18 protein-coding genes are annotated in these 25,781 nt (G+C 40.4%); 10 read left to right on the forward strand and 8 right to left on the reverse strand.

Annotation, left to right across the window (positions count from 1 at the left end):
- Positions 1-112: 112 nt before the first annotated feature.
- The 3 genes from OIZ54_RS06300 to OIZ54_RS06310 all read right to left on the reverse strand — a co-directional run bounded on the left by OIZ54_RS06300 (position 113) and on the right by OIZ54_RS06310 (position 3,456).
- Positions 113-862, reverse strand: coding sequence for a serine/threonine protein kinase (locus OIZ54_RS06300; RefSeq protein ID WP_248452051.1), 750 nt, complete (start codon positions 860-862; stop codon positions 113-115).
- A 146-nt stretch (positions 863-1,008) separates the two neighbouring features.
- Entirely contained in the window at positions 1,009-1,482 is a 474-nt protein-coding gene (locus tag OIZ54_RS06305) for a MarR family winged helix-turn-helix transcriptional regulator (protein ID WP_264389997.1), read from the reverse strand.
- A 306-nt stretch (positions 1,483-1,788) separates the two neighbouring features.
- Positions 1,789-3,456, reverse strand: coding sequence for a methyl-accepting chemotaxis protein (locus OIZ54_RS06310; protein WP_024033093.1), 1,668 nt, complete (start codon positions 3,454-3,456; stop codon positions 1,789-1,791).
- Positions 3,457-3,853: 397 nt separating this feature from the next.
- On the opposite strand from OIZ54_RS06310, the gene OIZ54_RS06315 reads away from it, so the two are divergent.
- The 8 genes from OIZ54_RS06315 (at position 3,854) to OIZ54_RS06350 (ending at position 15,895) form a co-directional block, all read left to right on the forward strand.
- The gene (locus OIZ54_RS06315; protein WP_264389998.1) at positions 3,854-6,562 is read left to right on the forward strand and encodes an endo alpha-1,4 polygalactosaminidase; all 2,709 of its coding nucleotides are present in this window, start codon (positions 3,854-3,856) and stop codon (positions 6,560-6,562) included.
- Positions 6,562-9,849 carry a tetratricopeptide repeat protein gene (locus OIZ54_RS06320; RefSeq protein WP_264389999.1) on the forward strand — a complete coding sequence of 1,096 codons (3,288 nt, stop codon included), beginning with the start codon at positions 6,562-6,564 and terminating at the stop codon, positions 9,847-9,849. Before OIZ54_RS06315 ends, OIZ54_RS06320 begins: the two co-directional genes overlap by 1 nt.
- Before the next feature lie 14 nt (positions 9,850-9,863).
- The gene (locus tag OIZ54_RS06325; RefSeq protein ID WP_055252862.1) at positions 9,864-10,379 is read left to right on the forward strand and encodes a hypothetical protein; all 516 of its coding nucleotides are present in this window, start codon (positions 9,864-9,866) and stop codon (positions 10,377-10,379) included.
- Positions 10,376-11,671 (forward strand): PelD GGDEF domain-containing protein, encoded by a 1,296-nt coding sequence (locus OIZ54_RS06330; protein ID WP_264390000.1) that lies wholly within the window; start codon positions 10,376-10,378, stop codon positions 11,669-11,671. The genes OIZ54_RS06325 and OIZ54_RS06330 overlap by 4 nt, the downstream gene beginning before the upstream one ends.
- Positions 11,664-12,647, forward strand: coding sequence for a tetratricopeptide repeat protein (locus OIZ54_RS06335; RefSeq protein WP_138684447.1), 984 nt, complete (start codon positions 11,664-11,666; stop codon positions 12,645-12,647). Before OIZ54_RS06330 ends, OIZ54_RS06335 begins: the two co-directional genes overlap by 8 nt.
- Positions 12,640-14,157: a GT4 family glycosyltransferase PelF gene (gene pelF / locus OIZ54_RS06340; protein WP_264390001.1), complete on the forward strand. Its 1,518-nt coding sequence runs from the start codon at positions 12,640-12,642 to the stop codon at positions 14,155-14,157. Before OIZ54_RS06335 ends, pelF begins: the two co-directional genes overlap by 8 nt.
- Entirely contained in the window at positions 14,145-15,509 is a 1,365-nt protein-coding gene (pelG, locus tag OIZ54_RS06345) for an exopolysaccharide Pel transporter PelG (RefSeq protein ID WP_264390002.1), read from the forward strand. Before pelF ends, pelG begins: the two co-directional genes overlap by 13 nt.
- A 68-nt stretch (positions 15,510-15,577) precedes the next feature.
- Positions 15,578-15,895: a hypothetical protein gene (locus OIZ54_RS06350; protein ID WP_064385240.1), complete on the forward strand. Its 318-nt coding sequence runs from the start codon at positions 15,578-15,580 to the stop codon at positions 15,893-15,895.
- Positions 15,896-16,050: 155 nt separating this feature from the next.
- Here OIZ54_RS06350 and OIZ54_RS06355 read toward each other — a convergent pair whose 3' ends face one another.
- The 3 genes from OIZ54_RS06355 to OIZ54_RS06365 form a co-directional block, all read right to left on the reverse strand.
- A complete protein-coding gene (locus OIZ54_RS06355) occupies positions 16,051-17,052 on the reverse strand; it encodes a D-Ala-D-Ala carboxypeptidase family metallohydrolase (RefSeq protein ID WP_096739208.1) in 1,002 nt (333 codons plus the stop codon).
- Positions 17,053-17,067: 15 nt separating this feature from the next.
- A complete protein-coding gene (locus tag OIZ54_RS06360) occupies positions 17,068-18,384 on the reverse strand; it encodes a L,D-transpeptidase family protein (protein WP_096739207.1) in 1,317 nt (438 codons plus the stop codon).
- Positions 18,385-18,595: 211 nt separating this feature from the next.
- Positions 18,596-19,573 carry a DNA topoisomerase IB gene (locus OIZ54_RS06365; protein WP_264390003.1) on the reverse strand — a complete coding sequence of 326 codons (978 nt, stop codon included), beginning with the start codon at positions 19,571-19,573 and terminating at the stop codon, positions 18,596-18,598.
- Positions 19,574-19,916: 343 nt separating this feature from the next.
- Between OIZ54_RS06365 and OIZ54_RS06370 the strand changes: the two genes are divergently transcribed.
- Both OIZ54_RS06370 and purU read left to right on the forward strand, forming a co-directional pair.
- Complete coding sequence (locus OIZ54_RS06370; RefSeq protein WP_264390004.1) at positions 19,917-21,803, forward strand: hypothetical protein; 1,887 nt, start codon at positions 19,917-19,919, stop codon at positions 21,801-21,803.
- Positions 21,804-22,100: 297 nt separating this feature from the next.
- A complete protein-coding gene (gene purU, locus OIZ54_RS06375) occupies positions 22,101-22,931 on the forward strand; it encodes a formyltetrahydrofolate deformylase (RefSeq protein ID WP_264390005.1) in 831 nt (276 codons plus the stop codon).
- 308 nt (positions 22,932-23,239) lie between these two features.
- On the opposite strand, the gene OIZ54_RS06380 is transcribed toward purU, so the two are convergent.
- Both OIZ54_RS06380 and OIZ54_RS06385 read right to left on the reverse strand, forming a co-directional pair.
- Positions 23,240-24,835 (reverse strand): AbgT family transporter, encoded by a 1,596-nt coding sequence (locus OIZ54_RS06380; protein ID WP_264390006.1) that lies wholly within the window; start codon positions 24,833-24,835, stop codon positions 23,240-23,242.
- A gap of 274 nt (positions 24,836-25,109) precedes the next feature.
- The gene (locus tag OIZ54_RS06385; protein ID WP_264390007.1) at positions 25,110-25,760 is read right to left on the reverse strand and encodes a response regulator transcription factor; all 651 of its coding nucleotides are present in this window, start codon (positions 25,758-25,760) and stop codon (positions 25,110-25,112) included.
- Positions 25,761-25,781 lie beyond the last annotated feature (21 nt).

The raw sequence follows: 25,781 nt of genomic DNA on the forward strand, positions 1-25,781 counted from the left end.
ACTACTGTTTATTTTAAAAATTAAAAAAGAAATTTTTGGCCTTATTTTTAGCCAAAAAAAAGCCCATAACGCTAAGCTGTTATGGGCAAAGTCACACAATGAAAAAGGGGGATTAAAATCTATCGGTTAAGTTACGTATTAGGTCAGAGTCTACAAACTGCGTGACCATTGCAGCACCCCATGCATATGCACGTTGTATTGGGTAGCCTTTAAATATCCAGCGTTTACGAACATGGTTAAAACGCTGTAAATACTGCTGCTTAGCACGCGGCAAAGGTGTACTACTTAGCTTATCCCACGCTTTATATACGCCCGACATGTCAGAGCCGCGCATAAAACGTTGCAACCAACGCGCAAAGCGCGAAAAGCTAATGGTTGACTGAAAATCAATGATATAAGGCCTGCCATCGCTACCACATAATATATTGCCCATATTACGTAAATCTAAATGCACAATGCCTAGGCGGTGCATTTTTGCAACTTGGCGTTCAAGCTCAATAAAAAATTCAACAGGCAACGTCTCACCCTGGTGTATTAAGCTTCTAAGCGGCGTGCCTTCTATGTAGTCATACGCCACCGCTATCGGCGATAAACGGCTAAACCGATTAGCAACTGCATCAAGCTGTGCTAAGCGGCTCAACCCTTTAAATTCTTGATTTACAGAAAGCTTGGCAAAGGTTTTACGAATAAACCACGGGCTTTGGCTAAAGTCTTTTACTATTAAGTCAAACGTATCATCTTTGTACCTGTATACAATTGCGTTCGCAAAACGCCCTTTATGAACAACACTTAAATACTGTTGCATAAATACATGTTCAGGAAACTGCTGCTGTAATTGTGATAACAACTTATTTTCAATCATAACAAACCTAACAAGATGATAACTTTAATTGCCTAGGCAACTATATTAGCAAAGTTGGATTTGCCGCACAATTAGATCTAGTACTTAGCAGGCTAAGTTTTTATTGAAACAGTATCGCTAAAATGTTGATAATCTTTTTTAGAGATTTAAGAAGGTGTATCTAGGTTGTTTATTGCTCGGTTTAGTAAGTCCATAACGCTGTGTTTTTCATTTTCAGAAAAACCGCTAAGTGCTTTTTCGTACACTTGATTTACTAAGGGCATTATTTGCGGATAAAGCGCTTTGCCTTTATCACTTAAACTTAAAAGTGTAGAGCGTTTATCAAACTCACATTGTGTTTTTTCAATTAAGTCTTTTTCTTCTAAACGCTTTAACAAACGGCTCATCGCGCCTTTATCATACACCATATGATCGCTCAGCCCAGCTAATGTGTTTACTGAGCCACGCGCTAATAGCACCACCACAATATATTGCGCAGAGGTTAAGTCCATACAATCGAGTTGGGCATCAATGTGTATAGCAATTTTTGAACGTAAAAACGATATCAACCGGCCTAGGTCTTGCTCTGCTACGAGCGTTTCGGGGTCGGCGTTTTGTACTGAAGGCATACTTTGTTGCATATAAGGGTTACTCTGTTTATTCAAAATGCGTGTAATAGACTACACATAATTAATAAAATTCCCTAGGGTTAGCGTACTTTCAAAAATAAAAATTTGTTCTACCTAGGGTCTGGAATGTTTGGCGTTAATACTGCGTTATCGCCTATGCCTGTGCAGCAACCTTAAAATATAAGCACAGCTTTACCAAATAAAAGTACCTTGCTAAAAATTCAACCTCAAAAAGCAAACAGCCTCTAAACCATTTTGTATTTAAAATAAAAAGCCGCAACATAAGTTGCGGCTAGTAGTGGTTTATGCAATGACGTTTTAAACCTTAAACTGCCCTATTAACTGTCCTAAGTTTTCACCGCGCCCTGCTAAATGCTGGCTAACCTCAGAGGTGGCCTTACTTGCTTGGGTTAGTTCATTAACAATTTCTTGAATGGCAAACACATTACGGTTTATCTCTTCTGTCACTGAGCTTTGCTCTGTGGCAGCGGTTGCAATTTGCGTACTCATGTCGTTAATCGTGGTAACCGACGTAGTAACAGCACCTAAACTTTGCGATATATCGCGCGATGACTCAACTGAGCGATTACAACTTGCTTGGCTCGCCTGCATGGCATTTACCGCGGCGCCCACTAAGTTATGTAATTCACTTAGCATTTCACTAATTTCATGGGTACTAAGTTGTGTACGACTCGCTAAGCTCCTTACTTCATCAGCCACCACGGCAAAACCCCGGCCTTGCTCGCCGGCACGTGCGGCTTCTATGGCGGCGTTAAGTGCAAGTAAATTAGTTTGCTCGGCAATGCCACCTATTACACTAAGTACACTGTCTATTTTTTTAGATTGCTCACTTAAAGAATTTACCTGATCAGCAGCTAGGTTAATTTCGCCCATAAGGTCAGAAACTTCACTTAGTGATATATCTACGCACTCTTGCGCTTTTGCCACTTCTAGCGTTGCCGTATGAGTAGACTCAGCAACTTGCGTGGTATTTTTAGCCACTTCGTGAGAAGTAGCCGACATTTCGGTAATCGCTGTGGCAACTAAATCTGTTTCGTGGTTATGATTAAGCAGTTTATTTTCAAACAGTTTTGTTTGCGAATTAATATCGCTTGAGGCGTTTTTTACATCATTAGTAACATCAGCCACATTACTTATAATGCTTTGCAGCTTGCTAACAAACACATTAAACGATTCGCCCAACTGCCCTATTTCATCGTGCGTATGTATAGCTAGGCGTTTTGTTAAGTCGCCTTCACCTTTAGCAATATCATCTAAGCTTTGGCCCATTATTTGGATAGGTTTAACCATAGCGTTAGACGCTAAAAGTGCGCCCACTACGCTAACCACAACCCAAAATAAGGCAATTAATAACAAGGTGGTTATTTTTTCGCGAGTATGCGATTGCATAGTTTGTTTATAATTTGCAAGCTCTGTTTGTATATCATCCATATAGGCACCCGTACCAATCATCCAATCGGTACCTGGTATCATTACGGCATAGCCTATTTTCTCTACTAACCCGTTGGTATTTGGCTTTTGAAAATGGTAATTAAATGCCCCGCCACCTTTACGTGCTTGCTCTAATAATCCAACAATTATTTTTTTACCATTTGGGTCTGTCATCCCTATTTTATTTTGCCCTTCAATAGCACTTCCTAACAAGGCATGGAACACACTAACGCCGCGTGTGTCGTAAATAAAAAAGTAACCGTCGTCACCAAAAGTAAGCTCCCTAAGGACATTTTTAACACTTTGTGTTGATCCGTTATCTAACTGATGGCGTACCAACTTGCTTGCTATTTCCACTTCAGTGGCAAGTAGCGTGTGTTTGTCTTTAATGAGTTTAGATTTAATTGTTTCAAAATTTTGTTGCTGGTTTTGCGATTCTAAATAGTACGAGCTGGCCATTAAGCTAATTAATAACAAGCTCAACGGTAAAATAGCCAGTAATAAAAGTTTATTTCTCAAGCTTAAGTTACTCATTAAATCTCCACAAATAGGGTATACACGTTATCACTGTCTGCTTTGCAGTAATTAACGCAATAAAGTAAGCATTTAATAGGTCACTATTTATATCAATTTATAAATAGCGCAGGAGGTTGCTAAGGTGGCCGCATTATAATTAGATTACAGCGCTTTAGATATACATTATCACTCGACATTAGTCGCAATTTTTTATCGAAAACACTGTGCAGTAAGGCGTTTTTATTACCTTTTACTTAGTTAACACTCAAGCAATTCCACCACTATTCATCTCACATCAAGGTAGCCAGGCATTTTTATTTAACATATAATCATCACAATTCTAATAATAAATACTTACACAAAAAGCGGGACAATGTTCAACGTTAACTTAGGCTGTGGTTTTTAAAAAATAATAATGAAGTACTTCTTATATCTAACGTTGTTGATTTGTTTAAACGTGTGCGCTCAACCTGCTAACAAGAGCATTGCCTTTTATTACTCATCCCCCATGCCGCTGGCTGAAATGACCTTTTATTCACGGGTTGTTGTGCAGCCGCAAAGCATCACTCAACACGAACTTAATTGGCTTAAAGATCGCAACATTAGCGTATTCGCTTATTTAAGTGTGGGAGAATCGTTTACTGAAAATGAATCCTCAGTAGCAAAAAATCCACACTGGAATAGCCATATTGCTGATTTAACCGCTGAGCATTGGCAACAACACCTGCAAAAACAAGCACGTGAATTACAACAACGAGGCTTTAACGGTTTATTTTTAGATACGCTCGACAGCTACCAATTATTAAAACCCGATTACGATAAAGCGGCTCAACAAGTGGGGCTTGTGAATATAATTAAAGGTTTGTCGAGTACATTTAATAAACATTTAATTTTAAACAGAGGGTTTGAGCTACTGCCACAGCTTAACGATTACGCCTCTGATTTAGTTGCAGAGGGGCTATTTAGCCACTTTAATCCAGTAGATAACAGCTACAAACTTACCACTGAGAACGATCAAGCTTGGTTAAATGAAAAGCTTCATAAAGCACAATCACTGGGCTTTAACGTACAGGTAATTGATTACGCTAAACCACAGCAGCGCCTTGCGATGGCTAAGCAGATTATTGCCCAAGGTTATGCTCCTTGGGTTACTGATGGGCACCTTCAAACTTGGGGGACATCAAATATACAGCCAGTGCCTAGGCGCATACTTATTCCATACAACAGTAATGTAAAGCCACTTATATACACCACGGTTCATTTAAAGCTTGCCACAATGATTGAGTATTTAGGCTACATACCTGATTACATAGACATGGCTAACACGCCTTTACCTAAAGTAGATGCCAGCCTCCATGCTGGCATTATCTCTTGGACAACGAGCGATCAATTTTATAATGCACAGGTTATTGAGTGGCTCGAAAGTAACTTAGGCGTGGTACCGCAACTGGTACTTGGCGAGCTCCCTCCTTCTAATAAGTTACTTAAAAGCTTAGGAGTAGAGCCTACTAATTTGCCTTCAAATGGGCCTTATAAACTCGCGGCTATGGCATCTTGGCTCAAAGGTGAGTCAACCACTGCGCCCGCTATTGTAAAGCCCTATTTATTAACACTTGCAGAGAATGCGCAATCATTAATATCAATACACGCTGAAGATGGCACCACCCTAACCCAAGGAAGTAAAACTAAGTACGGCGCACTTATCGCGGCACCTTGGCTTATAGATACACTGCCTATGGAGGGCAGTAACTGGGTTGTAGACCCCAAAGCCGTGTTAACTAAGGCAATGGGGCTTGTGCCTATACTAGCCCCAGATACAACTACATTAAGCGGTCGGCGTATGCTAACCCTTCATATTGATGGCGACGGCTTTACGAGCATTGCGCACTTTGCAGGTAAACCTTACGCAGCAGAAGTTGTGCGCGATGAAGTTATAAAAAAATACAAGCTACCACTTACCTCCTCAATTATCCAAGCAGATATTGAGCCTAACGGATTGCATGGCGCTGACAGCCCAAAGCTTGAAAAAATAGCCAAAGAAATTTTTGCGCTTCCTTATGTCGAAGTCGCGTCACACACTTACAGCCACCCCTATTTCTGGACAGCCTTATCAGGTAGAAAAGAAATAAATAAAGACGACACCGACTACGGGTTTCATTTAGATGTACCCGGTTATGACGCCATCGATTTAAATAAAGAAATAACAGGCTCAATAAATTACATTAATGAGCGACTCGCACCAAAAAATAAAAAAACCGTGATGATGCTATGGTCAGGTGATGCAACCCCAGGCCCAAAAGCCCTCGAACTTGCGCGCGATGCCGGTTTAATTAACGTTAATGGAGGAAATACCGACGTCAATGCCGACAATCCAAGCTTGTCGCATATATCACCTATTGGCCGCCCTGAGCGAGATTTGCTGTATCAAATATACGCGCCCATTTTAAACGAAAATGTTTACACCAATTTATGGCACGGCCCTTACTATGGTTTTAAGCGATTAGTAGAAACATTTGAAATAACCGAAAAACCATACAGGTTAAAGCCTTACACAATTTACTTTCACTTTTACTCTGGCGAAGTGCCAGCAGGGCTTGATGCGCTGCATTACAATATTGATTACGTATTAGCCAGAGAAAATACCCCGGTGCATTTAAGTCAATATGCACGCATTGCCAAAGATTTTTATTTTTCTGCGCTTGCTAAAAATACGCGTGGCGAATGGCTATTTAGTTCTAAATATATAAAAACGCTGCGCTTGCCTACTATTTTTGATGTGCCCAATATGACTAACAGCCAGGGTATTTTAGGGGTAACCGCGCAAGGAAACTATATTCACGTGGGCGATGAAATAGCGACTATTAACTTTGATCATACAACGCCAGATAACCAACCTTATTTGCTCTCTGCTAATGTCGCGTTTAGTAATTGGCAGGTAAACGGCCCTGTCAGCTTTAAAGCGTGGATTGAGGCTAAAATTGAGCTTAAAAATGCTCGCAATTGTCAATTCATTTCGCATATGGGAAAGCGCTTTAGCGGAAAAACCTTTGCCAATACAACGCAGTTTACATTACCTGCTGGCGAATTTTATGGCTATTTAAACTGCGCAACAAGGGCTCAATAATGAATAACAAAAAGCGCCCTCACTTAGTATCAGTTAAAACCATTTTAATTATATTAGCGGTTAGTTGCTTTTCACTTTACGCGCTGTTTCCGCACACCTTATTTTTTGAAGACGACTCGCTATCGCAAGATTATACCTTTGAAAAAACCTACTTAAATGCCGCATTAAGTAGCGACCCTAATAATGAAAAACTACGCGCCAAAAAAATAGCCATTCACCTGGGCTTAAATGAGTATTCGCAAGCGACTAACGAGCTTGAAAAACTCCCTAAGAGCGATACAAAAACTGAATTAGAAATAAAACTTTTATACGCATTGTGGGTTGATAGTGGCGCAAATAAAGATGACCGTTTTGAAGAACTAACACTTAAACTTGCGGCATTTAAACACTGGGATAACCAGTTATTAAATATAGCTAAAGCCACGGGGCTCAATGTAAACGTAGCGCAATATTATGAGCAACACGCACAGCCATTATTAGCCGTTGATTTTTGGTTAGGCGCAGGTGAGCCTGGCAAAGCGCTCGCTATTTATAAAACCCACATTAATGCCGATGTAGCCCAAAAAGCCATTGAAACCGCACTGGGTGCTAACAATCCAAAACAAGCTTACACATGGTGGAAAAAATACGGTGATACCGCTAATACCGAGCGTACATTATATTTTGCAAGCTTAGCGGGTGATAATAAAGAAGCCTTAAAAGCAGTAGAAAAATTATTAAAAACTCAGCCTAATAACAGCGAATATTTAACCAAAGCCATGCATTTAAACTTAGCCAATGGCAATGCAAACGCAGCTGAACAATTAATCGCAAAGTTATTACTTAAAACACCCAATGATAAAGCGCTGAGGCTTTTAAATTGGAAAATTATGCGCTGGCAAAATAAGCCTAAACAGGCGCTTAAAGAATTTAAATGGTTAATGGCCCATAAAGCCGTTGATGTAGCTATGCTGACCGACAGCATTAATGATGCGAATGCCTTGTACTTATATCAAGATGCCAACGACATTTACGAATATAAAGCGCAAAACCGACAGCTTAAAGACAACGGATTTGCAAATTGGATGCAAACCAACGAATTTATTGGTAACGCAAAACAAGAGCTTAATCATATTGAGCGCTATGAGCAAATAAACGGAAAAACACCTCTTTCACAATATTGGAAAGCCAAGGTGTTACATGATACCGGTAATTTAGCTGGGCTGAGAGCCTTGTGGCCTCACTACGCAGGGCCGAAAAACGAAGAAGACTTACTTTGGCTTGCAAGAGCGCATTGGTTAAACGATGACTTTACAACCGCTTTGGCCATTTTAAAACAAAAAGCACGTAGTAACGATGATGAGTTTTGGGGCGCCCGCGTTGATATGGCTTTGCGTGTAAATGATAAAAAAGAAGAGCTGTACGCTTTAGAGCAATTAAAAAACATTAGCCCACTGAGTGTAGGTGATATGCTGCATTATCAGCAGCTAAAATTTGCCGACAACCCACAAGGGTTATTAAATTACCTATGGCAACAAACCGCACTCACTGATAGACAGTTAATCCAAATTACCTTATTAAGCACGCAAATTGGCGATGAAGAACACGTTACTCGTGCTCATCAGGCTCTTGAAAAACAACGTTATAATAAAGCGCTTTACCCTGCATGGTTAATATTATCAAACTGGTACCAAAATCAAAGTGACTTAAATTACGCATACACAACACTTAACCGCGCAGCAAAACTAAGTGAATACAATCCCGATGTGGTACTAGCGCAAGGCTGGCTTGCATTGCAAATGCACGACACCATTATGATTAAGCGTATTTTAGCTAACTACTCAAGCAATGAACCCAGCCGAGAGTGGGCACAATTACTGGCGAGTTTATCTATTCATCAAAAAGCTTTTAATAGTGCTTATTTTTATCTGCGCCAATTAGCCATTAGTAACCCTCGAGATTTAACCACTTTAGTAAATTTAGCCGATGTTATGAACCAGTTAGGCTACTACGCTAATGCCAGCGAACTTAAACATTACTTATTAAACCATTTACCAAAAGACAAATACGCATACCGAGGTTTAATGATCCAATGGGCCGGCGCAATGGCCGTGCCCCACTTACGCCAATTTAGCAGCTTAGATGACATAGCGCCTGAGGCTATAAACAACGCAACCGCCAACTGGTGGTTAGCCAGACGAGCAGCACAAAAACTTGAGCCATGGCAAAAGCTACAATTGGCTATGAGCAACGGCGAGTTTAATAAAGTAAAGGCTCTGGTAAATACGCAAACGTTAGGCAAAATAGATGAGTTAAGCGCCTTACTCTATTTAAGGCAGCCTTATGCAACTATGCAGCGTTGGTATGAGGAGTTAACACAAGAGCCAACACAAGCCGAAACGTCTTTATTACGTAACGCCCGCACCAGCTACTTTAGAGCATTAGAGATTAACCTATCCCCCGAGGCCGGTTTAAACACTAGCCAGTACGATGTAAATGTTTATTTTCCGTATGCTAAAGGGCAATGGAAACTTAGCATTAGCAATCAACAAAACTTAAATAACAACGGGTTACTGTTTGCCGTAGAAGATAAAATGACATGGGGTCGTTGGTACTTTGATGCAAAAGTAGACTCTCATCAGGGCAATTTAATGAGCCGCCAAGGCTTGAGCCTAGATGCGCGTTACCAGTGGGACTCGCGCACGCAGGTAGGTGTAAAACTTGAGCACAACGTTGAAAACCGCCAATCAGAAACCTTACTTAGCTTTGCCAAATTAAATAAAACCACGGCTTATATAAATTACGCTATTGATGGGCGTCAAAACGTGCAGTTCTCGGCAGCCGCCATGGCATTTAAGCGGCGCAGTGATAGCTCAACGCTTGTCAGCGGGCAAGAATATAACGCCCGCTATCAATACACTATTTTAAAAGACCGCCCTATTTGGAGTACTTATTTTAGTGCTCAATGGCAAGACTTTGAACGCACATTAGCCCCTTTAGGCATAGATCAAAGAGCCCGACCGCTGCTTATTGATATACAACCTTTTAGGCGCTTTGCTCTGGGCACTTCGCTTTCGTCAAACTCAAACTTAGCCCCCCCTTATTTAGGCGAAAGCCCGTCGTGGTTATTCGACATCAGTACGGGTTATCAAACGTTAAACGACACCCTCGACATTTCAGTATCTAGTGGTGCGGGCTGGTCAGTGCTAGGGGATGATTTATTTAAATTACAGCTGGGTTATCAAAGTAGTAATAAAGTGGGTAACTCAGATACACAATTACAATTAGGCTATTACGTACATTTTTAATGTTAGGAGAGAATATGTTTCGTTTAATCATACCGTGTTTGGTATTAGTGCTCAGTGCATGTACCACCAGCCGTGTGGCTGATGATGTAGAGCTAGGTCCATCAACTACCGTGGCTTTAATGCCTTTGGTAAATCATGCGCAAACCCCCTTAGCCGGTGAACGTGCAGAAGATATACTTGCAAGTATTTGGCAGCAAAATAAGCTTCCTACGTTATTACGTGCACCGCGCAGTAACACTAAAGACCTTCCGCCACTTGACGATCAATACCGTCTTGATAACGCCATGCAGTGGTTAAGCACACAGCAAACAGATTATGTGTTATCAGGTAGCATAGAAGAATGGCGTTATAAAGCGGGTCTAGACGGCGAGCCGGTAGTCGCACTTACACTTAGCTTAACGGCTAAAGGTCAAACAACCCCACTTTGGACAGGCACTATCGCAAAAAGTGGTTGGGGCCGCGACAGTATTGCAGCGACAGCACAAGATGTCATCGCCGATTTAATTTCGTACATTGAGGTTAGTGAGTGAAAACACATTTTTTTCGACCAAGAGAGGTCCCTGAGCTACAAATTTGGGCTGAGGTAATTATATTTACCGCGCTTGCAATTGTGCTGCCGGTTATATTTAACGCCGAAGATCCCTTTTGGACGGAAAATGGGTTTTCGTGGCCCGTACTTGGGCCGCTGTTAGTGGCTTTGCGCTATGGTTTTTCAAAAGGCTTTATAAGCATATTATGTTTATTAGCCGGGCAATTGCTGTTAAGCAAAAGCGAAGTATTAGCGCAACCTAACGAATTTAATATTAACGCCATGATTGGTTATTTAATTGTAATTATGATTGCTGGCGAATTCAGAGATGTATGGGAGCGCACTAATCAACAGCAAAGTATTGAGCTTGAGTATGTAACTAACCGATTAGAAACCTTTACCCGCCAATACCATTTAATAAACTCATCCCACGACCGGATTGAGCAAATGTTAGCAGGTCATACTCTTAGCCTGCGCGAATCGCTCCAAGCAGTACGGGCCGTTATAGGGCAACTAACACAAAGACGCTTAGACAGTGCGGCAAACAGCATTTTAAACTTATTTGTTGAATATGGCTCACTTGAAAAAGCAGCGCTTTATAAAGTAGAAAACAACACCATAATAGAGCAGCCATTAGCAAGCATAGGTGCTATGGGCGAGCTAAATATGGAAGACCCCCTTATTAAAGCCATGTTTGAAGAGCGCGAGCTGGTTTCTGTTAAAGAGGTTAAAAATAAATTTAGCCAATACCATATTGCTATCCCACTGGTTGATATTAATAACACTATTTACGGGGTAATTTTAGTACAAAGCATTCAATTTTTTGCCCTTAAAAATACCACACTTACTTTGCTAGCTGTTATGGCCGGTAACATTGGCGATTTGCTGCGTCATGAAATTACCAACCCGGTAATGACCCCACAAGAAACCCCTTATTTTGTAAGGCAACTACGCAGGGCCAACAAAGAAGCTAAACGCTATAATATTCCCTCGCAGCTGCTTAAACTCAAAGCAATGCAAACAAGTGAAGAGTCGCGCCAATTATTAGAGTATTTAAGTGAAGCTCGCAGAGGTCTAGATATTTATCTTTACGATAGTCAAAACCACACACTTTTACTGCTTATGCCAATGGCAAGTGAACTGGACAAAAGTGGCTTTATATCGCGTATTAATACTTGGTGTATCGAGCACTTTGGTAAAACCGTTGAGCAACTACAAATTAAAATAGAAGAACAAATGGCATTGCCTATAAGCAGCGAACACATCGCTAAGTTAGTTGCATCCCATGATTAAAATTATCGTTGCCACTTTTATTGGCTGTTTATGTGAATACTTTGCTTTTGCGCATATTTTAGATGCGCCTAACTGGCTGTTAATTGTTTTATTACATGGCATTGCTAGCCTGTGCTTTACCTTTGTAAGCCATGCTTTTATTCCTAACAAATACAAAACCACCTTAAAAAGTGGCTCAGCGCTGTTATTTTTACTGCTATTTACCTTGCCTGTATTTGGTATTTTAGGGGTGGTATTTGCCATTACTTTTGCCCTTAGTAAACCGCTTAAAAACAACGATATTGATATTGTAGAGCACAAGGTTCCTGCCCTGCCCTTTGAAGCAAGAAGTGTCTCAGCAACGCCTATTTACTCTATGGGCGGACTAAAAGCTATTTTAAAACACGCCAGTGAGCCAAATAAACGCCTAAGTGCAGTAATGGCTGCACGGCACATGAGCGATGCCCAAGCTATTCCTATACTCAAACTGGCTTTAAAAGACTTAGAAGATGATATTCGCTTACTTGCCTATTCAACTCTTGATAGCAAAGAAACTAAACTGAACGAAAAAATAAGCCAATGCCAGCACGCTATAGCCAATACCACGCAACAACCTAAATTGAGCAATCTGCAACGCCAACAAGCCGAGCTTTATTGGGAGCTTAGTTACTTAGGCTTAGCACAAGGCGCACTAAAAAAGTACGTACTAGAAAAAGCAGAAGCACTAACCTTAACAAGTATAAAGTTTAACCCGCAGCCAGCAAGCTATGTGTTTTTAGGGCGAATTCAACTTGCGCTCGGTAAATTAAATGAGGCGCAGCAAAGCTTAAATTTAGCCACGCAATTAGGCATGGCCAGACGCCACGTATTACCTTATAAAGCCGAAGTCGCCTTTGGATTACACAATTACACAGACTGTCAGCGCTATCTTGAAGAGCTAGCACTACAGCCTAAAGGCTCTGAGTTACGCCATTTACAGGAGTATTGGCATGAGTGAAAAAAAAGCCGATATTTTACTCTTACTTGAAGGCACTTACCCCTATGTACGGGGCGGCGTATCAAGCTGGGTACACCAAATTATAGAAGGCCTGCCTCACTATAACTTTGAATTAGTGTTTGTTGGTGGCGCACCCGAACACTACGGCGACATTCAGTACACGCTACCAAGTAATGTAACTAAGCTGCATGTGCATTATTTAGTTACGCAACACAGTAGAAAAATAAAAGCGAAACATGGCGTTAAATATAAAAAAGAACTGTTTGATTTTTGGCAGCAATTGCAAGGGTATTTCCGTGACTGTAAAGACCCAATACCGACGGAGTTGGTAAAGTTTGCCTTTGAAAATCTAGCTAGAAAAGACGGTATCAACGAAGCCGATTTTTTATACAGCGAGTCGTCGTGGCAGGTGCTGGCAAACTATTATTTAACTTATTGCGATGAATCGTCATTTATCGACTTTTTTTGGTCGTACAGAAATTTGTATAAGCCACTGTTTCAAATAGCCGAAATAGCCCGTTCACTCCCCGATGTTAAACTTATTCATTCGATTTCGACAGGCTATGCTGGCATATTGGGCGCAGGTGCAAGCGTTATACACAACACGCCATTTTTGCTTACCGAGCACGGTATTTACACTAAAGAGCGTAAAATAGATTTAATACAGGCAAGTTGGATAAAAGAGTCTGAACAAAGCCTAGGTAAAAACCTAAATACTGAAATGGGCTTTATTCGCCGAATGTGGATCAGCTTTTTTGAGCAAATTGGCCGTACTACTTATCATCAAGCCGACAAAATCATCTCGCTTTATGAAGGGAATAGACAAAGGCAAATTAAAGATGGTGCCAGCGAAAGTAAAGCCTCGGTAGTGCCTAATGGTATAAAAACAAAACGCTTTGCTGATGCGCTTGACGCGAGACCTAAACCGGTCCCTATGGTGGTTGGGTTAATTGGCCGTGTAGTGCCAATTAAAGATATTAAAACCTTTATTCGTGCCATTAAAGAGGTCCAAGCCGAACTGCCAGACATCGAAGGCTGGATCATAGGCCCTTTTGAGGAAGACCCACAGTATTATAAAGAGTGCCAGCTACTAGTAAGCAGCCTAGATTTAGACAAAAACATTACGTTTACCGGCATGAAAAGCATCGTCGAAATACTCCCAAAGCTAGGTATTGTTGCGTTGACTTCAATTTCTGAAGCTCAACCATTAGTGCTGCTTGAAGCAATGGCAGCAGGCGTACCTGTACTTGCAAGTGACGTGGGCTCGTGCCGAGAAATAATAGAAGGGGCAAGCGAGGAAGATAGGGCCCTTGGTAAAGCTGGCGAAGTAGTTTCTATTGCCTCACCCAGCGAGACCGCACAGCAAATAATCACCCTATTGGAAAATGAGAAAACATGGTATCAGTACCAACAAAACGGCCTCAACCGTGTTAAAACATACTACGACGAGAGCCATATGTTTGCCCGCTACGATAAACTTTACAAGGATACAATCGCATGGCCGGAATAGGTTTTGAGATACGTAAAATTCTCAAAAAAAACACCCTACTCTCTGTTTTTGAAGCATACGGTTATGCGGGATTAATAGGCTCAGGCCCTTGGCTGCTTTCTATCATTGCGCTCATGCTAATTGGTATTTTAAGCCTAGGTGTCGTGCTGCCAAAAGTATTAATTATTCAGTTTTTAACGCTTATTACGTATATGATGGCAGCGTCCCTTATATTAACCGGCGGTCTGCAGCTATTATTAACGCGTTTTGTTGCCGATCTGTTTTTTCAAAAAAAGGACGAGCAGGTACTGCCTAATTTACTTGGCGCGCAGCTTGTTACCACCCTTGCCGCATTACTGATTGGCTTAGCTGTATGGCCAATACTACCGCTATCTGTTGTGACTAAAATAATAATATTAGGGGCGTTTGTAAGCTTATGTAACCAATGGCTTGGCGCTATATTTTTGTCGGGAATGAAGGAGTACCGGCTTATTTTAGTAACCATGTTAAGCGGTTACAGCTTTATGGTGTTACTGGCATTTTTACTGCGCGACTGGCAAATAGACGGGTTGTTTTTTGCTTTTTTTGCCGGTGAAGCGCTGCTCTTTTTTAGCTTTTTGTTTATGATTATTCGTCGCTACCCTGGCGGTAAACTCATTAGTTTTGATTTTTTAAACAACAAAAAAGTGTATTACAGCCTATTTTTTTGTGGGCTTTTTTACAACATAGGCGTGTGGGCCGATAAAATTATTTTTTGGTACTCCCCCGCTACCTCTATTCAAATTATAGGCACATTAAGAGCAAGCCCTATTTACGACTTGCCTATATTTTTAGCCTATTTAACCATTATTCCTGGAATGGCGGTATTTTTAGTCAGAATGGAAACCGACTTTGTAGAACAATACGACCGTTTTTATACCGCCATTAGAGGTGGCTCATCGCTTGAAGAAATTTTTTACCTAAAAGATAAAATGGTGCAAACAGCGCAAGGCGGCCTTTACGATATATTTAAAATCCAAGGTATAACCGTTGCGTGCTTATTACTGTGGGGTGAGCAAATACTGACCTTTATAGGCATAGACCCTAACTATAAAACACTGCTGTTTATTGATGTGGTGGGTGTAGGTGTACAGGTTATATTTTTGTCTATCTTAAATATTTTATTTTACTTAGATAAGCGTGCCACCGTATTATTTTTATCTGGTCTGTTTTTGTTTATCAATATCGTATTTACGATTGCCTCAATTGCATTAGGGCCACAGTTTTATGGTTACGGTTTTGCGCTCTCGACCATAATTACATCTGTAATTGGTCTTTATTGGCTATCAAAACAATTTGAAGAGCTTGAGTACGAAACTTTTATGCTGCAGTAGAACCGCCGTACCATTAATGGTAACTTACAAAAGTAAAGCTAACTTTAATTAAAAAGGACTTATCTTTAATGAAAAAAGGAATTACCACGCGCTTTAATATCTTTGCAACCATAGCTTTGTGGGCTATTAGCTTGTTGTATACGTTAATGACGTTTGATGTAGGGAATACATATCAAAGGAATAGCCTTATTGATATTTATATACAAACATTCACAGTAAAAATGGTGCTACTGCTAGCAATGTGGATTATAAGCGCCTGTATTTTGTCGGCACTATTTAAAGAAGTTTGGAACCGTTTAATTTCAGACATCTTCAACCTTCGCTTAATTGGTTTGAACGAGTCTTATACCTTATGTGTTTTAATAACATGGCTGTTATTGAGTTAAATCTTTGCACTTAAATTTTGAGTAAAAGGTAAAAGGTAAAAGGTAAAAGGTAAAAGGTAAAAGGTAATCAATATTTAACAATGACCTGCTTAGTATTGGCAAAAAAATTGCCAATACTTTTTATGCTAACGTGATTACTAACCATGAAACATATATTACTTACTCACCCAGCGCGCTTTAAAACCACGCGTATCAACATGTATAAATGCACCGCGATGTGATTTTGGCCCGTAAACACCTAAACCGCCAAGTAAGCCTTTAAATGACTCTCGCTTAGCGAGCGACTCCACTATACCAGCCATAGCTTGTGCATCGCCAATAGAGTGCTTGCCGTCGTTGTTTATATCATCCATACGGTAGTCGCCATCGTTATCTATAAATATATCGGCAGCGTCGCCAAACACATGGCGGCTAAGCTTTACGTTACCAATGGCTTTGTTGTAATAAGGGGTGCGGTAACCGCTCATTACCACCATATTTTTAACCGGTATGTTTTCTAAAATCAGCTCTTTGCGTATTTTTTCAAGTTTAAGTAACAACTTGTTTTGTAAGAATAAGTATTTAGGGTGCTTACTTCGTTGCTTACTCACAAATTCTTTAAGAGAAAAATGCGGTGATATTTTTATATTTTCGTTCTCTGGGGTCACCTTTACAAAACCATCGGGCACTATGTAATGCTTACTATCTTTAATTTGTGAGGGCGTTGGGTAATGGCCAATGTGGTAATATTTAAGCTTTCCACCTTGTACTTCATCTGCAGGTACTTTAACAAACACATTAATTGTCATACGTTGCTTTTTGTCGGGGGATTCAATAATTACCCGTGTTAAGCCAGGCTTTTTAGGCGCCTGCCACTGCCAGCGGTTTGTATCAGTTAAGGTGGCGTTGCTATGGTTATTAAGTAATGAATAGGGTCGTTTTGATTGTGCGTAAAGCACTTCAAACTCAACTGCCTCATTAGGCATCACAAATACAGAAAACACCGAATACGGCATTACTATGTCGTTAATTTTTAGGCTAAACTCTGCATCTTCAAAATTTGCTTTATTTTGAATATCAACGCTTGGGTGTGCTTTTTTCACGGGCTCGGCGGCATAACTACCTACGCTTACGCAAAGCGCTAATATGCAGCCTAAAATACGTGGTATAAACGGCATAAATCCTCTCATAGTCTATTTTATCAATGCAGCAATGACTGACTGATCTTCGTTTTTAAGTAATGCTTTTGCGTCATGTTGATAAATATCGTCTCTAAAATTAACGAGCATGTCTTCATCAACCCACGCCGTCCAATACACCAAATGAATAGGTAAGGGCTCATTTAAATAAAAAGTTTGAGTGGTATCGGTATCTCTGGCTTTATCCACTTGCTTAAGAGTGCGCTCTTCACCTTGGTGCTTAATTATTTCACGCGCCAATGAAAATGGCTCTTCAACCCTTATACAGCCATGTGATAGCGCACGCTGCGCTTGGTTAAAACGCTGCTTTGCTGGAGTATCGTGAACATAAATGGCTTCAGGATTTGGAAACAGATATTTCACTTCGCCAAGTGGGTTTTTATCCCCTGCACGCTTAACTAAAAAGTGATCAAACTGATAGGGCTTAATAGACTGCCAATCAATATTACTGGGGTTAACTGTTTTAGAATCTAGGTAGCTGTTTTTTCTAATTTCGATATTATTTTTAGCAAGGTACTGAGGATCTTTTGCCACCTTTGGTGCTATTTCTTTGGTTGCAATAGAGGTTGGTATACGCCACTCAGGGTTTACTACAAATTTTTCGATTTCGTCACTAAAGGCAGGTGTTTCCCAGCTCGGCTTACCCACAATAACGTTATTTTGTAGTTTTACTTCGCCTGCTTTTACATAGCGCAATGTGTACTCAGGTATGTTTACGTACACATACTGCGAATCACTTGAGCCTGCGAAGTTAGTTATGCGGTAAAAATTAAGCTTTAATTTAGCCAATTTTTTCTTAGCGGGTACATTAAGCTTAGCTAAGGTGCGCTTTCCTACTCGCCCATCAACCTTTAAACCGTGGCGACGCTGAAACTGTTGCACAGCCTGCTCAATGGTTTTATCAAATGTGCACATTGCGGTGTCACATACATTGCTGGTTAAGTCACGCTCTTGATACAAACGCAGCGCCAACTGACTCACCGCTTTACTAGTGCTGCCAAGTTCAAGCAACTCATTAGTGTATAAAGGGGTAAACCCGCCACTGTTAACTATTTCTGTGTACCAGTTAATTGCTTTTTCGGTGCGCGCGATTAACTGTGCTGCATTTTGATCAAAATAATAATCGCCATTTTGCAATTGTTGTTGCGAGTTGTAAGTGGTTAATGAAGAGTTGGCAAGTGCCACACTTTCAAGATCTGCACTGCCTAGCGCTTGCCCTGTTAGCATGGCGCTAACGCAGCCTGCAAGCGTAGCGTGTAACGTAATGTGCTTTACCTTTGTAGACAATGCCTTTGAAAATAACCCCTTCACTTTGTACCTCCTCGCTAAATATCATTGATAAATGCTTTTGTACTTACTGCTTAACAGTAATTTGAAGGTGCAATGCAGGTGCCAAAATAAAATAAAAATACAACACACTGAAATTTAATAACTTTTTAAAATTTTACATGGTAATTAAAAAACACTTCAACTACGCAATTATGTAATTTGGTTGCTGTAGTGTGTAAAGTTGCTATAGCAATTAGTCTTTTAAAAAGGCCAAAAAGCCACGCTCATAACGACTCAAGTATTTTGTTTTTCGCGGTAAAGAAAGCGACTCTCGCCACGCTGTTTGGGTTTGTTCATCCTCTTTACACAAGGCAATTAAATCCGGGTGAACATACGATTTACGGGCAATAGCGGGCGTATTACCTAGCTGCTCAGACACGCTCTCGAGCATACTTTTTAAACTAAGTGCGCCTTTTGCTTTTACAAGTTGCTTAAAGGCAATAACACTGGCTCGCCAGGTTCTAAAGTGCTTAGCGCTAAAGTCCTCACCCATTATTTGTTGAATATAATGGTTAATTTCACTAGAGGTTACGTTTGTGCGCTCTCCATCGCTTATATATTGAAACAAATGCTGACCGGGTAAATCTTGTAGGTCTTTAATTACATGGCTAAGCACTCTGTCGGTTATGTTTACCTCGCGCTCTTTGCCCGATTTAGCCCGATACCGTAGCTGTATATTTTTACCCGTAAGCTTAGCATGGCGATTGCGCAGGGTTGTGGCGCCAAAACTTTTGTTTTGCTTTACATTTCGCTCGTTACCTACCCGCAATGCACCTAAGTCCATAAGCCTAACTACCGCAGCTAATGTGCGCTCTACGCTGAGCTCATTCCCTTGTAAATCGTTTTCTAAACGGGCACGCAGTAATGGCAGCTTATTGCCAAACACCCCACAGGCTTGGTATTTTTTCGCCTCTTGTTGAGCTCTAAAATCTTCATGGTAACGGTATTGCTTACGGCCTTTACTATCTATCCCGGTTACTAAAATATGGCCATTTTCTTCAGGGCAAAACCAAGCATTTTTGTAGGCGGGCGGAAACGCTAACGCATTTAAACGATCAATCACTTTTTGATCGGTGATTTGCTTTCCTATTGGGTCAAAGTACAGCCACGTTTTGTTTTTACGCTTACGGGTTATACCGGGTAAATTATCATCGACGTAGATTAGTTTCATTTATGCTCCTAGCAACTTAAACCATCATCAATAAAGGTATCACTGTAAAATAACCTTAAACTGAACAACGTTATTGATATATAATCAAAAATTGAACAATAATATAAAAATCCGTTTAGTTTAATTACCTGCTTAAGTATATAAACTGCACCTTTTGGTACCGTTTAGCTATGCTCATTTTGGCCAAAATATACACGGATAATAATACCAACTCGCTTAATTAATTAGTCTATTTGAGCCCGGAAAAACATAGCTAACACTAGGTTTGCCCTCGCAAATGATTAAGTATTATTGCAAAACTGGTAACCCCCTTAAATAATGTGCTGTTTACAAGGAGCATACAATGGCATTTGATTATGGTTCTATTGATCTTGGGTTAAAAAACCCCTTTAAGTTGGAAGGTAAAGTAACCGCGCTAAGAGGTATTATTGAGTCGGTAGCAGGCGTAAGTTTACTTGTTATAGCTGCAAGCTCGGTGAAAGAAAGTACCACCGCAGGCTGGATTTTAATGTTATTTGGCATGTTTATTTTAGCGCTTGGTATTCGCTCTTTATCGTCAGGTATTTATGCCACCTTAAAATACTTTGTAGGCAGAAACCACCCTACATCGCTTGCGTATAATTTTAGTAAGTCTGAGAGCTCTACCGCGCAAGAAGAAAAAAAAGAAGTAGCCTATAACGCCCAATCACTCGAAGAAATGCTGGTTGGTCGTAAAAACAGTACCTTTAAAGAGCCTAACGGGTTTTTATCTCGTTTGTTACACAGCTTAATTCCCAAACTGTTATTTTTACCTTACCCAATTCGAAATGTTGCGCAGCGATTATTTGGCTCATGGGTGAGCACGCTTGTTGCTTTAGTTGCTTATGGGCTAGTTGCGTTTGTTTCGCTGTCGGGCTTTACTGGGGAAGCCGGCGAATTAGCCTTTCCGGTTTACAGTGCTATTTTAATGTTTTATGTGCTTTTTTCTTGGCGCTCAAGTAGCAAACCTATCTCTCGCAATGCTGAAAGAAACATTGAAGCACTGGGAGGCGGTACATTAGCTAAAATTATTTCGTTGTCGTTTATTTTGCCGATTGTTATTGGCCTTTCTATGTCGTGGCTAATGCAAGAGCAACATATCAGCAAACAAGAAATAGACGCGTGGCTGGCACAACTGCCAAACTTGCATGCTGGCATCTACCTCATTGCCATTATTATATTAGCAACGTTAAGCTGCGCATTAGTATTTACAATGATCAAAGCACGCTTAAACGCAGTGACCCCTACCGCCGAAGTGTCAGAATTACGTGAAAACTGGCAAGAGTCTGTTCACCCTGATGAAGTATTTATAAACCTTGATAATCTTGTCATGGCAAATAGACGCTACAAAGAAGTGCCTAATAGAGTTTACCGCGAGCTAGACCCAAAACTGCAAGAGCAAATAGAAGGTAAAGGCGGTTTTAAAGGCGAAATGATTCAAGAGGTTCAGCCTAAACTACATGCTATGGAGCTAGGTAAAAACTTTACCCTAGCCAGATTAATTGCGCTAATCAGTGCTAATTTACTTTATATTGTGGCATTAGTATTAACGGTGTTGTTAGCCTATTCATTAATAGATATTTATTACTACATAGATAGCGCTAATATTAATAATTTACAGCAAGCGTTTAATAACCAAAATGTTATACAGTTTAGTAGCTTACTAATGAGCAGTGTTCATATTTTAATAATAGCAGGGATTATTAAAGCCTTTGCTCGTTTACTGGCTAACTGTGCTCATTTATTTTTTGCTGAAATGCAGTTTGAATCATTACTTGTGTACTTTAAATGTGAAGGTACATTTACCGAATCTAAAATTTCAACGGGTACAGGTATTCACGACAGCACTCGCTCAGAAAACACCTTAGTGCGCAGCAGTATCACGCCATGGGTCATTGTCTCTCGTGTTATTACGAGCACGTTTGCTGCCACCGGTATGAAAAACCTTGAACATCCTCGCCATATAATGGAAATGCACAAAGATGAAGGTCAATTACAAGCCATTAAAAATGATGTAATTGCCTTTCTAAAAGACCGCGAATCAATTGCTTCAATTACCAGTGAGCGCGATTTAGGTAATGCATCGCAAATACATCAATTAAACCAACAAACCCGTGCAATACCTACTCAGCAAGCAATAACAAAAGAGGATGAAGAGGCCGCAGGTTACCTAAGGCAAGAAGAGAACTTAACACCAGAGCCTAAAGCTTAATAATCGCTTTGCTATATTTGTAAAAGCTAAACTGCGCCGCGGTTTGTAATCTAGGCAACTAGGTTACAAACCGTGCGCGCATTAAATACTTACCACTAAACCTTTTTTAAATACCAGCTTGTTAAAATTTATGGTGTTTATCTGCCTTATTATTAACGTATTTTTAATTGTCCTTCACTTTATTGAATCATTTATACCTATTTGACCGATTAATTCTAAATTTACGCATAAACCCCTTGCTTTATGCGTTAAAAACCAAATAATGAAGCAATTATAAACTGGGTAAGAATGAGGAAAATGAGCTATATACTAACCACCCAATGTGCCGACGATGTAGGCCTAATTGCCAAAATTACAGGGCTTTGCCACGCGCACAATTTAAATATTACACGTAATAACGAATTTGTAGATAAAGACGCCAAGCGCTTTTTTATGCGCACTGAACTAACCGGCGAGCCACAAAGTGACTTTTTATCGAAATTACGCGCTTTATTACCTGAGGGTGCACAACTTGCTCTACATGATGATACAAAAACTAAAGTGGTACTGCTTGCAACAAAAGAAGCACATTGCTTAGGATCTGTATTACTTAAACAGTTTGAGCAAGCGTTAAATATTGAAGTATTAGCTGTGATTGCCAACTACCCAGATTTAGAGCCGTTAGCAAAAGGCTTTGATGTGCCTTTTCATGTTGTTTCGCACGTAGGCCTAAGTCGCGCCGAGCATGATGAAAAAGTAGGTGATTTAATTGCCTCTTATAACCCTGACATTATTGGCTTAGCAAAATACATGCGCATACTAAGCCCTGAGTTTGTGGGTCGCTTTGAGAACAAAATTATTAATATTCACCACTCGTTTTTACCGGCCTTTATTGGCGCTAAACCGTATCATCAAGCATTTGAGCGCGGCGTAAAAATTATTGGTGCTACGGCTCACTTTGTAAATAATGAGCTAGATGAAGGCCCTATTATTTTACAAGACGTCACCAGCGTAACACACGCTAATACCGCTGAAATGATGGCTAAAATGGGTAAAGACGTAGAAAAAACCGTGTTTAGTAAAGCCTTACAACTAGCTTCTGAACACAAACTATTTATTAACGGTAATAAAACCGTGGTATTTAGCTAATACCATTTCGCATAATTAAGTGATCTATTTTGAGAATGGATAAACGTGTTGATAGCAAGGCAAAAAATTCGCTATTTAGTTGCTCTAAATGAGAATTTTTTAACGCAGATAGCGACACGTTTAGCCCCTGAAAATGATTAAGTATTATTGCGGATTGGTATAAGACCCCTTTTTACATACTATAAAGCCAGCAACAGGGTTTCCCCTTTTGCTGGCTTTTTTATGCCTAACAGCTTAATTAGAGTCAGATATTAGCTGTAGCTGTGTTTTATCCGACACCATAATTAATTCTAAATTGGCATCCACCATTAAGGTGTGTAATAAATAGGTGACTCAGGCCCTACTGGCAAGCCTAAAGCAAACACCCATACGTAAAATAAAATGACCCAACCGATAAAAAACACAATACTGTATGGCAGCATAGTGGCCACTAACGTTCCTATACCCATGTCTTTTTTATATTTAACTGCCACCGCTAAAATTAAGCCAAAATAGCTCATCATTGGGGTGATTAAGTTAGTCACAGAGTCACCAATACGATACGCCGCTTGGATGGTTTCTGGCGCGTAACCAATAAGCATAAGCATAGGCACAAAAATAGGGGCTGTAATCGCCCACTGCGCCGATGACGAGCCTAAACTCAAGTTAACCATTGCACACATTAATATAAACAATACAAATACTTCTGGGCCGGTAAGGTTTAACGCTTGTAATAGTGCTGCACCATTAATTGCCAAAATAGTGCCTAAATTAGTCCATTTAAAAAAGGCCACAAACTGGGCAGCAAAAAATACTAATACTATATATAAACCCATTGAACTCATGCTTTTGCTCATTGCGTTAATAATGTCTTTATCGTTTTTCATGCTGCCAACAACACGCCCGTAAACAAACCCTGGCACACTAAAAGTTACAAATATAATTGCGACTATTCCTTTTAAAAAAGGTGAGCCTGCCACTTGGCCTGTTTCTGGGTGGCGTAAAATGCCATCGGCAGGAATAATCGTCCAAGCAAATAACGACAGCACCACTAATAGAGCAACACCCGCCCATTTTAGACCGGTTTTTTCTAACGTGGTAAGTGTATCAATATTGTTTTGTGACAAGTCGATACTGGCTTCATCGGGGTTATATTTACCTAAACGCGGCTCTACTATTTTTTCGGTTACGAGTGTACCCAGTGCGGCAATAAGTAATACTGATATCATCATGAAATACCAGTTAGCCTCGGCGCCAACCTCGTACGTTGGGTCAATCATTTGTGCTGCAGGCGTAGTTATACCTGCTAATAATGGGTCTATTGTGCCAAGTAATAAATTAGCGCTATAGCCGCCAGAAACACCGGCAAATGCAGCCGCCAAGCCAGCTAAAGGGTGGCGCCCCAAACTATGAAATATCATGGCTGCAAGCGGAATTAACACCACATAGCCAAGCTCAGAAGCTGTGTTAGACATTATGGCAGCAAACACCACCATAAAGGTAACTAAACGCTTTGACGCGCCCATAACCATGCCACGCATAGCAGCAGAGAGTAGCCCTGAATGCTCTGCAACACTGACCCCAAGTAGTGCCACTAATACAGTGCCTAAAGGCGCAAAACCGGTAAAGTTAGTAACCAGGCCAGCCATAATACGCTGTAGCCCCTCAGCACTGAGTAAGCTAACAACTTCAATTACTCCATCAGGCGCACGCCCTGCTGCCCCAATCGGTCGAGGGTCAATTGCGCTTAGCCCAAACCAATCAGCAATACCACTAATTAGCACAATTGAAACCGCAAATATCGCAAATAAAGTAATGGGATGAGGAAGCATATTTCCTAAAAACTCAACGGTTGCTAAAAAGCGATTAAATAAGCCGTTATTGTCTTTAGCTTGATTATTAGGTGAATGTGTGGAGTCTGTCATACTTGGCTCTATAAATTACAAAATTGCGCTAACCTAGCATTGTTTGCAAAAGAGATCATGTATAAAAGGTAAATAACGTGTAGGTTTTAAGTTTAAAAAGCGCTGCTTGAGTGTATTGGCTTTTGTGGATTGAAGTTTATTCAGTCTTGCCATATCACCCAGAGCAGCGCATATCTGGTATTTGTAAGCGCTTATCACCTATTAACAGGCAATAAGCTCATTAGCTAGGCACGGCTTTGCCTAACGATAAACAGATTTTAGCGCTTTTAATATTTTAAGCTTGCTCTATTGGTTCTAGTTGTAGTTTAGCGGCAATAAGAACGGCTTGGGTACGGTTATAAACGCCAAGTTTTCTAAAAATTGCGGTAATGTGTGCTTTGACTGTTGCCTCAGAAATATGTAGTTCGTACGCTATTTGTTTGTTTAGTAACCCTTCATGAAGGTATTGCAATACACGATATTGCTGCGGCGTTAACGATGCAACCTGCACGGCAATTTCTCTGTCTTCCCCTTCTATTTCGGCTACTTTATTCTTTAACTCTTTTGGAAGCCACGTATCGCCTTCTAGTATTTGGTTTATAGCATTAGCAATATCATCTGAAGATGATGACTTAGGAATAAAGCCCATTGCGCCATAACCCATTACCTTAGACACTATGTTGATGTCTTCACTTCCTGAGACAACCGCTATGGGTAAGCTTGGGTAGTCTTCGCGAATGCGGATCAGGCCATATAAATCACCATTACCTGGCATGTGTAAATCTAGCAGTAATATATCAAGATCTTCTTGTTCGCTAAGTACTTGCAGTGTGCTGTCAAAATCTGATGATTCAAATACCTCTAAATCGTCAAACTTAGCACTTAATGCTCCTTTTAGTGCCTCGCGAAATAACGGATGATCATCCGCTATTAAAAACTGACTCATGGTTCGCTCCTAATAAATTCG

The sequence above is a fragment of the Pseudoalteromonas sp. A3 genome, from assembly GCF_025942345.1.
GTDB classification, from domain to species: Bacteria; Pseudomonadota; Gammaproteobacteria; order Enterobacterales; family Alteromonadaceae; genus Pseudoalteromonas; species Pseudoalteromonas atlantica.

Bases quoted from the DNA above. Each gene is read 5' to 3' on its own strand.
- OIZ54_RS06385 (WP_264390007.1), bottom strand. From the start codon at position 25,760: ATGAGTCAGTTTTTAATAGCGGATGATCATCCGTTATTTCGCGAGGCA.
- OIZ54_RS06315 (WP_264389998.1), top strand. From the start codon at position 3,854: ATGAAGTACTTCTTATATCTAACGTTGTTGATTTGTTTAAACGTGTGC.
- purU (WP_264390005.1), top strand. From the start codon at position 22,101: ATGAGCTATATACTAACCACCCAATGTGCCGACGATGTAGGCCTAATT.
- pelF (WP_264390001.1), top strand. From the start codon at position 12,640: ATGAGTGAAAAAAAAGCCGATATTTTACTCTTACTTGAAGGCACTTAC.
- OIZ54_RS06350 (WP_064385240.1), top strand. From the start codon at position 15,578: ATGAAAAAAGGAATTACCACGCGCTTTAATATCTTTGCAACCATAGCT.
- OIZ54_RS06365 (WP_264390003.1), bottom strand. From the start codon at position 19,573: ATGAAACTAATCTACGTCGATGATAATTTACCCGGTATAACCCGTAAG.
- pelG (WP_264390002.1), top strand. From the start codon at position 14,145: ATGGCCGGAATAGGTTTTGAGATACGTAAAATTCTCAAAAAAAACACC.
- OIZ54_RS06380 (WP_264390006.1), bottom strand. From the start codon at position 24,835: ATGACAGACTCCACACATTCACCTAATAATCAAGCTAAAGACAATAAC.
- OIZ54_RS06370 (WP_264390004.1), top strand. From the start codon at position 19,917: ATGGCATTTGATTATGGTTCTATTGATCTTGGGTTAAAAAACCCCTTT.
- OIZ54_RS06325 (WP_055252862.1), top strand. From the start codon at position 9,864: ATGTTTCGTTTAATCATACCGTGTTTGGTATTAGTGCTCAGTGCATGT.
- OIZ54_RS06310 (WP_024033093.1), bottom strand. From the start codon at position 3,456: ATGAGTAACTTAAGCTTGAGAAATAAACTTTTATTACTGGCTATTTTA.
- OIZ54_RS06300 (WP_248452051.1), bottom strand. From the start codon at position 862: ATGATTGAAAATAAGTTGTTATCACAATTACAGCAGCAGTTTCCTGAA.
- OIZ54_RS06355 (WP_096739208.1), bottom strand. From the start codon at position 17,052: ATGCCGTTTATACCACGTATTTTAGGCTGCATATTAGCGCTTTGCGTA.
- OIZ54_RS06305 (WP_264389997.1), bottom strand. From the start codon at position 1,482: ATGCAACAAAGTATGCCTTCAGTACAAAACGCCGACCCCGAAACGCTC.
- OIZ54_RS06320 (WP_264389999.1), top strand. From the start codon at position 6,562: ATGAATAACAAAAAGCGCCCTCACTTAGTATCAGTTAAAACCATTTTA.
- OIZ54_RS06335 (WP_138684447.1), top strand. From the start codon at position 11,664: ATGATTAAAATTATCGTTGCCACTTTTATTGGCTGTTTATGTGAATAC.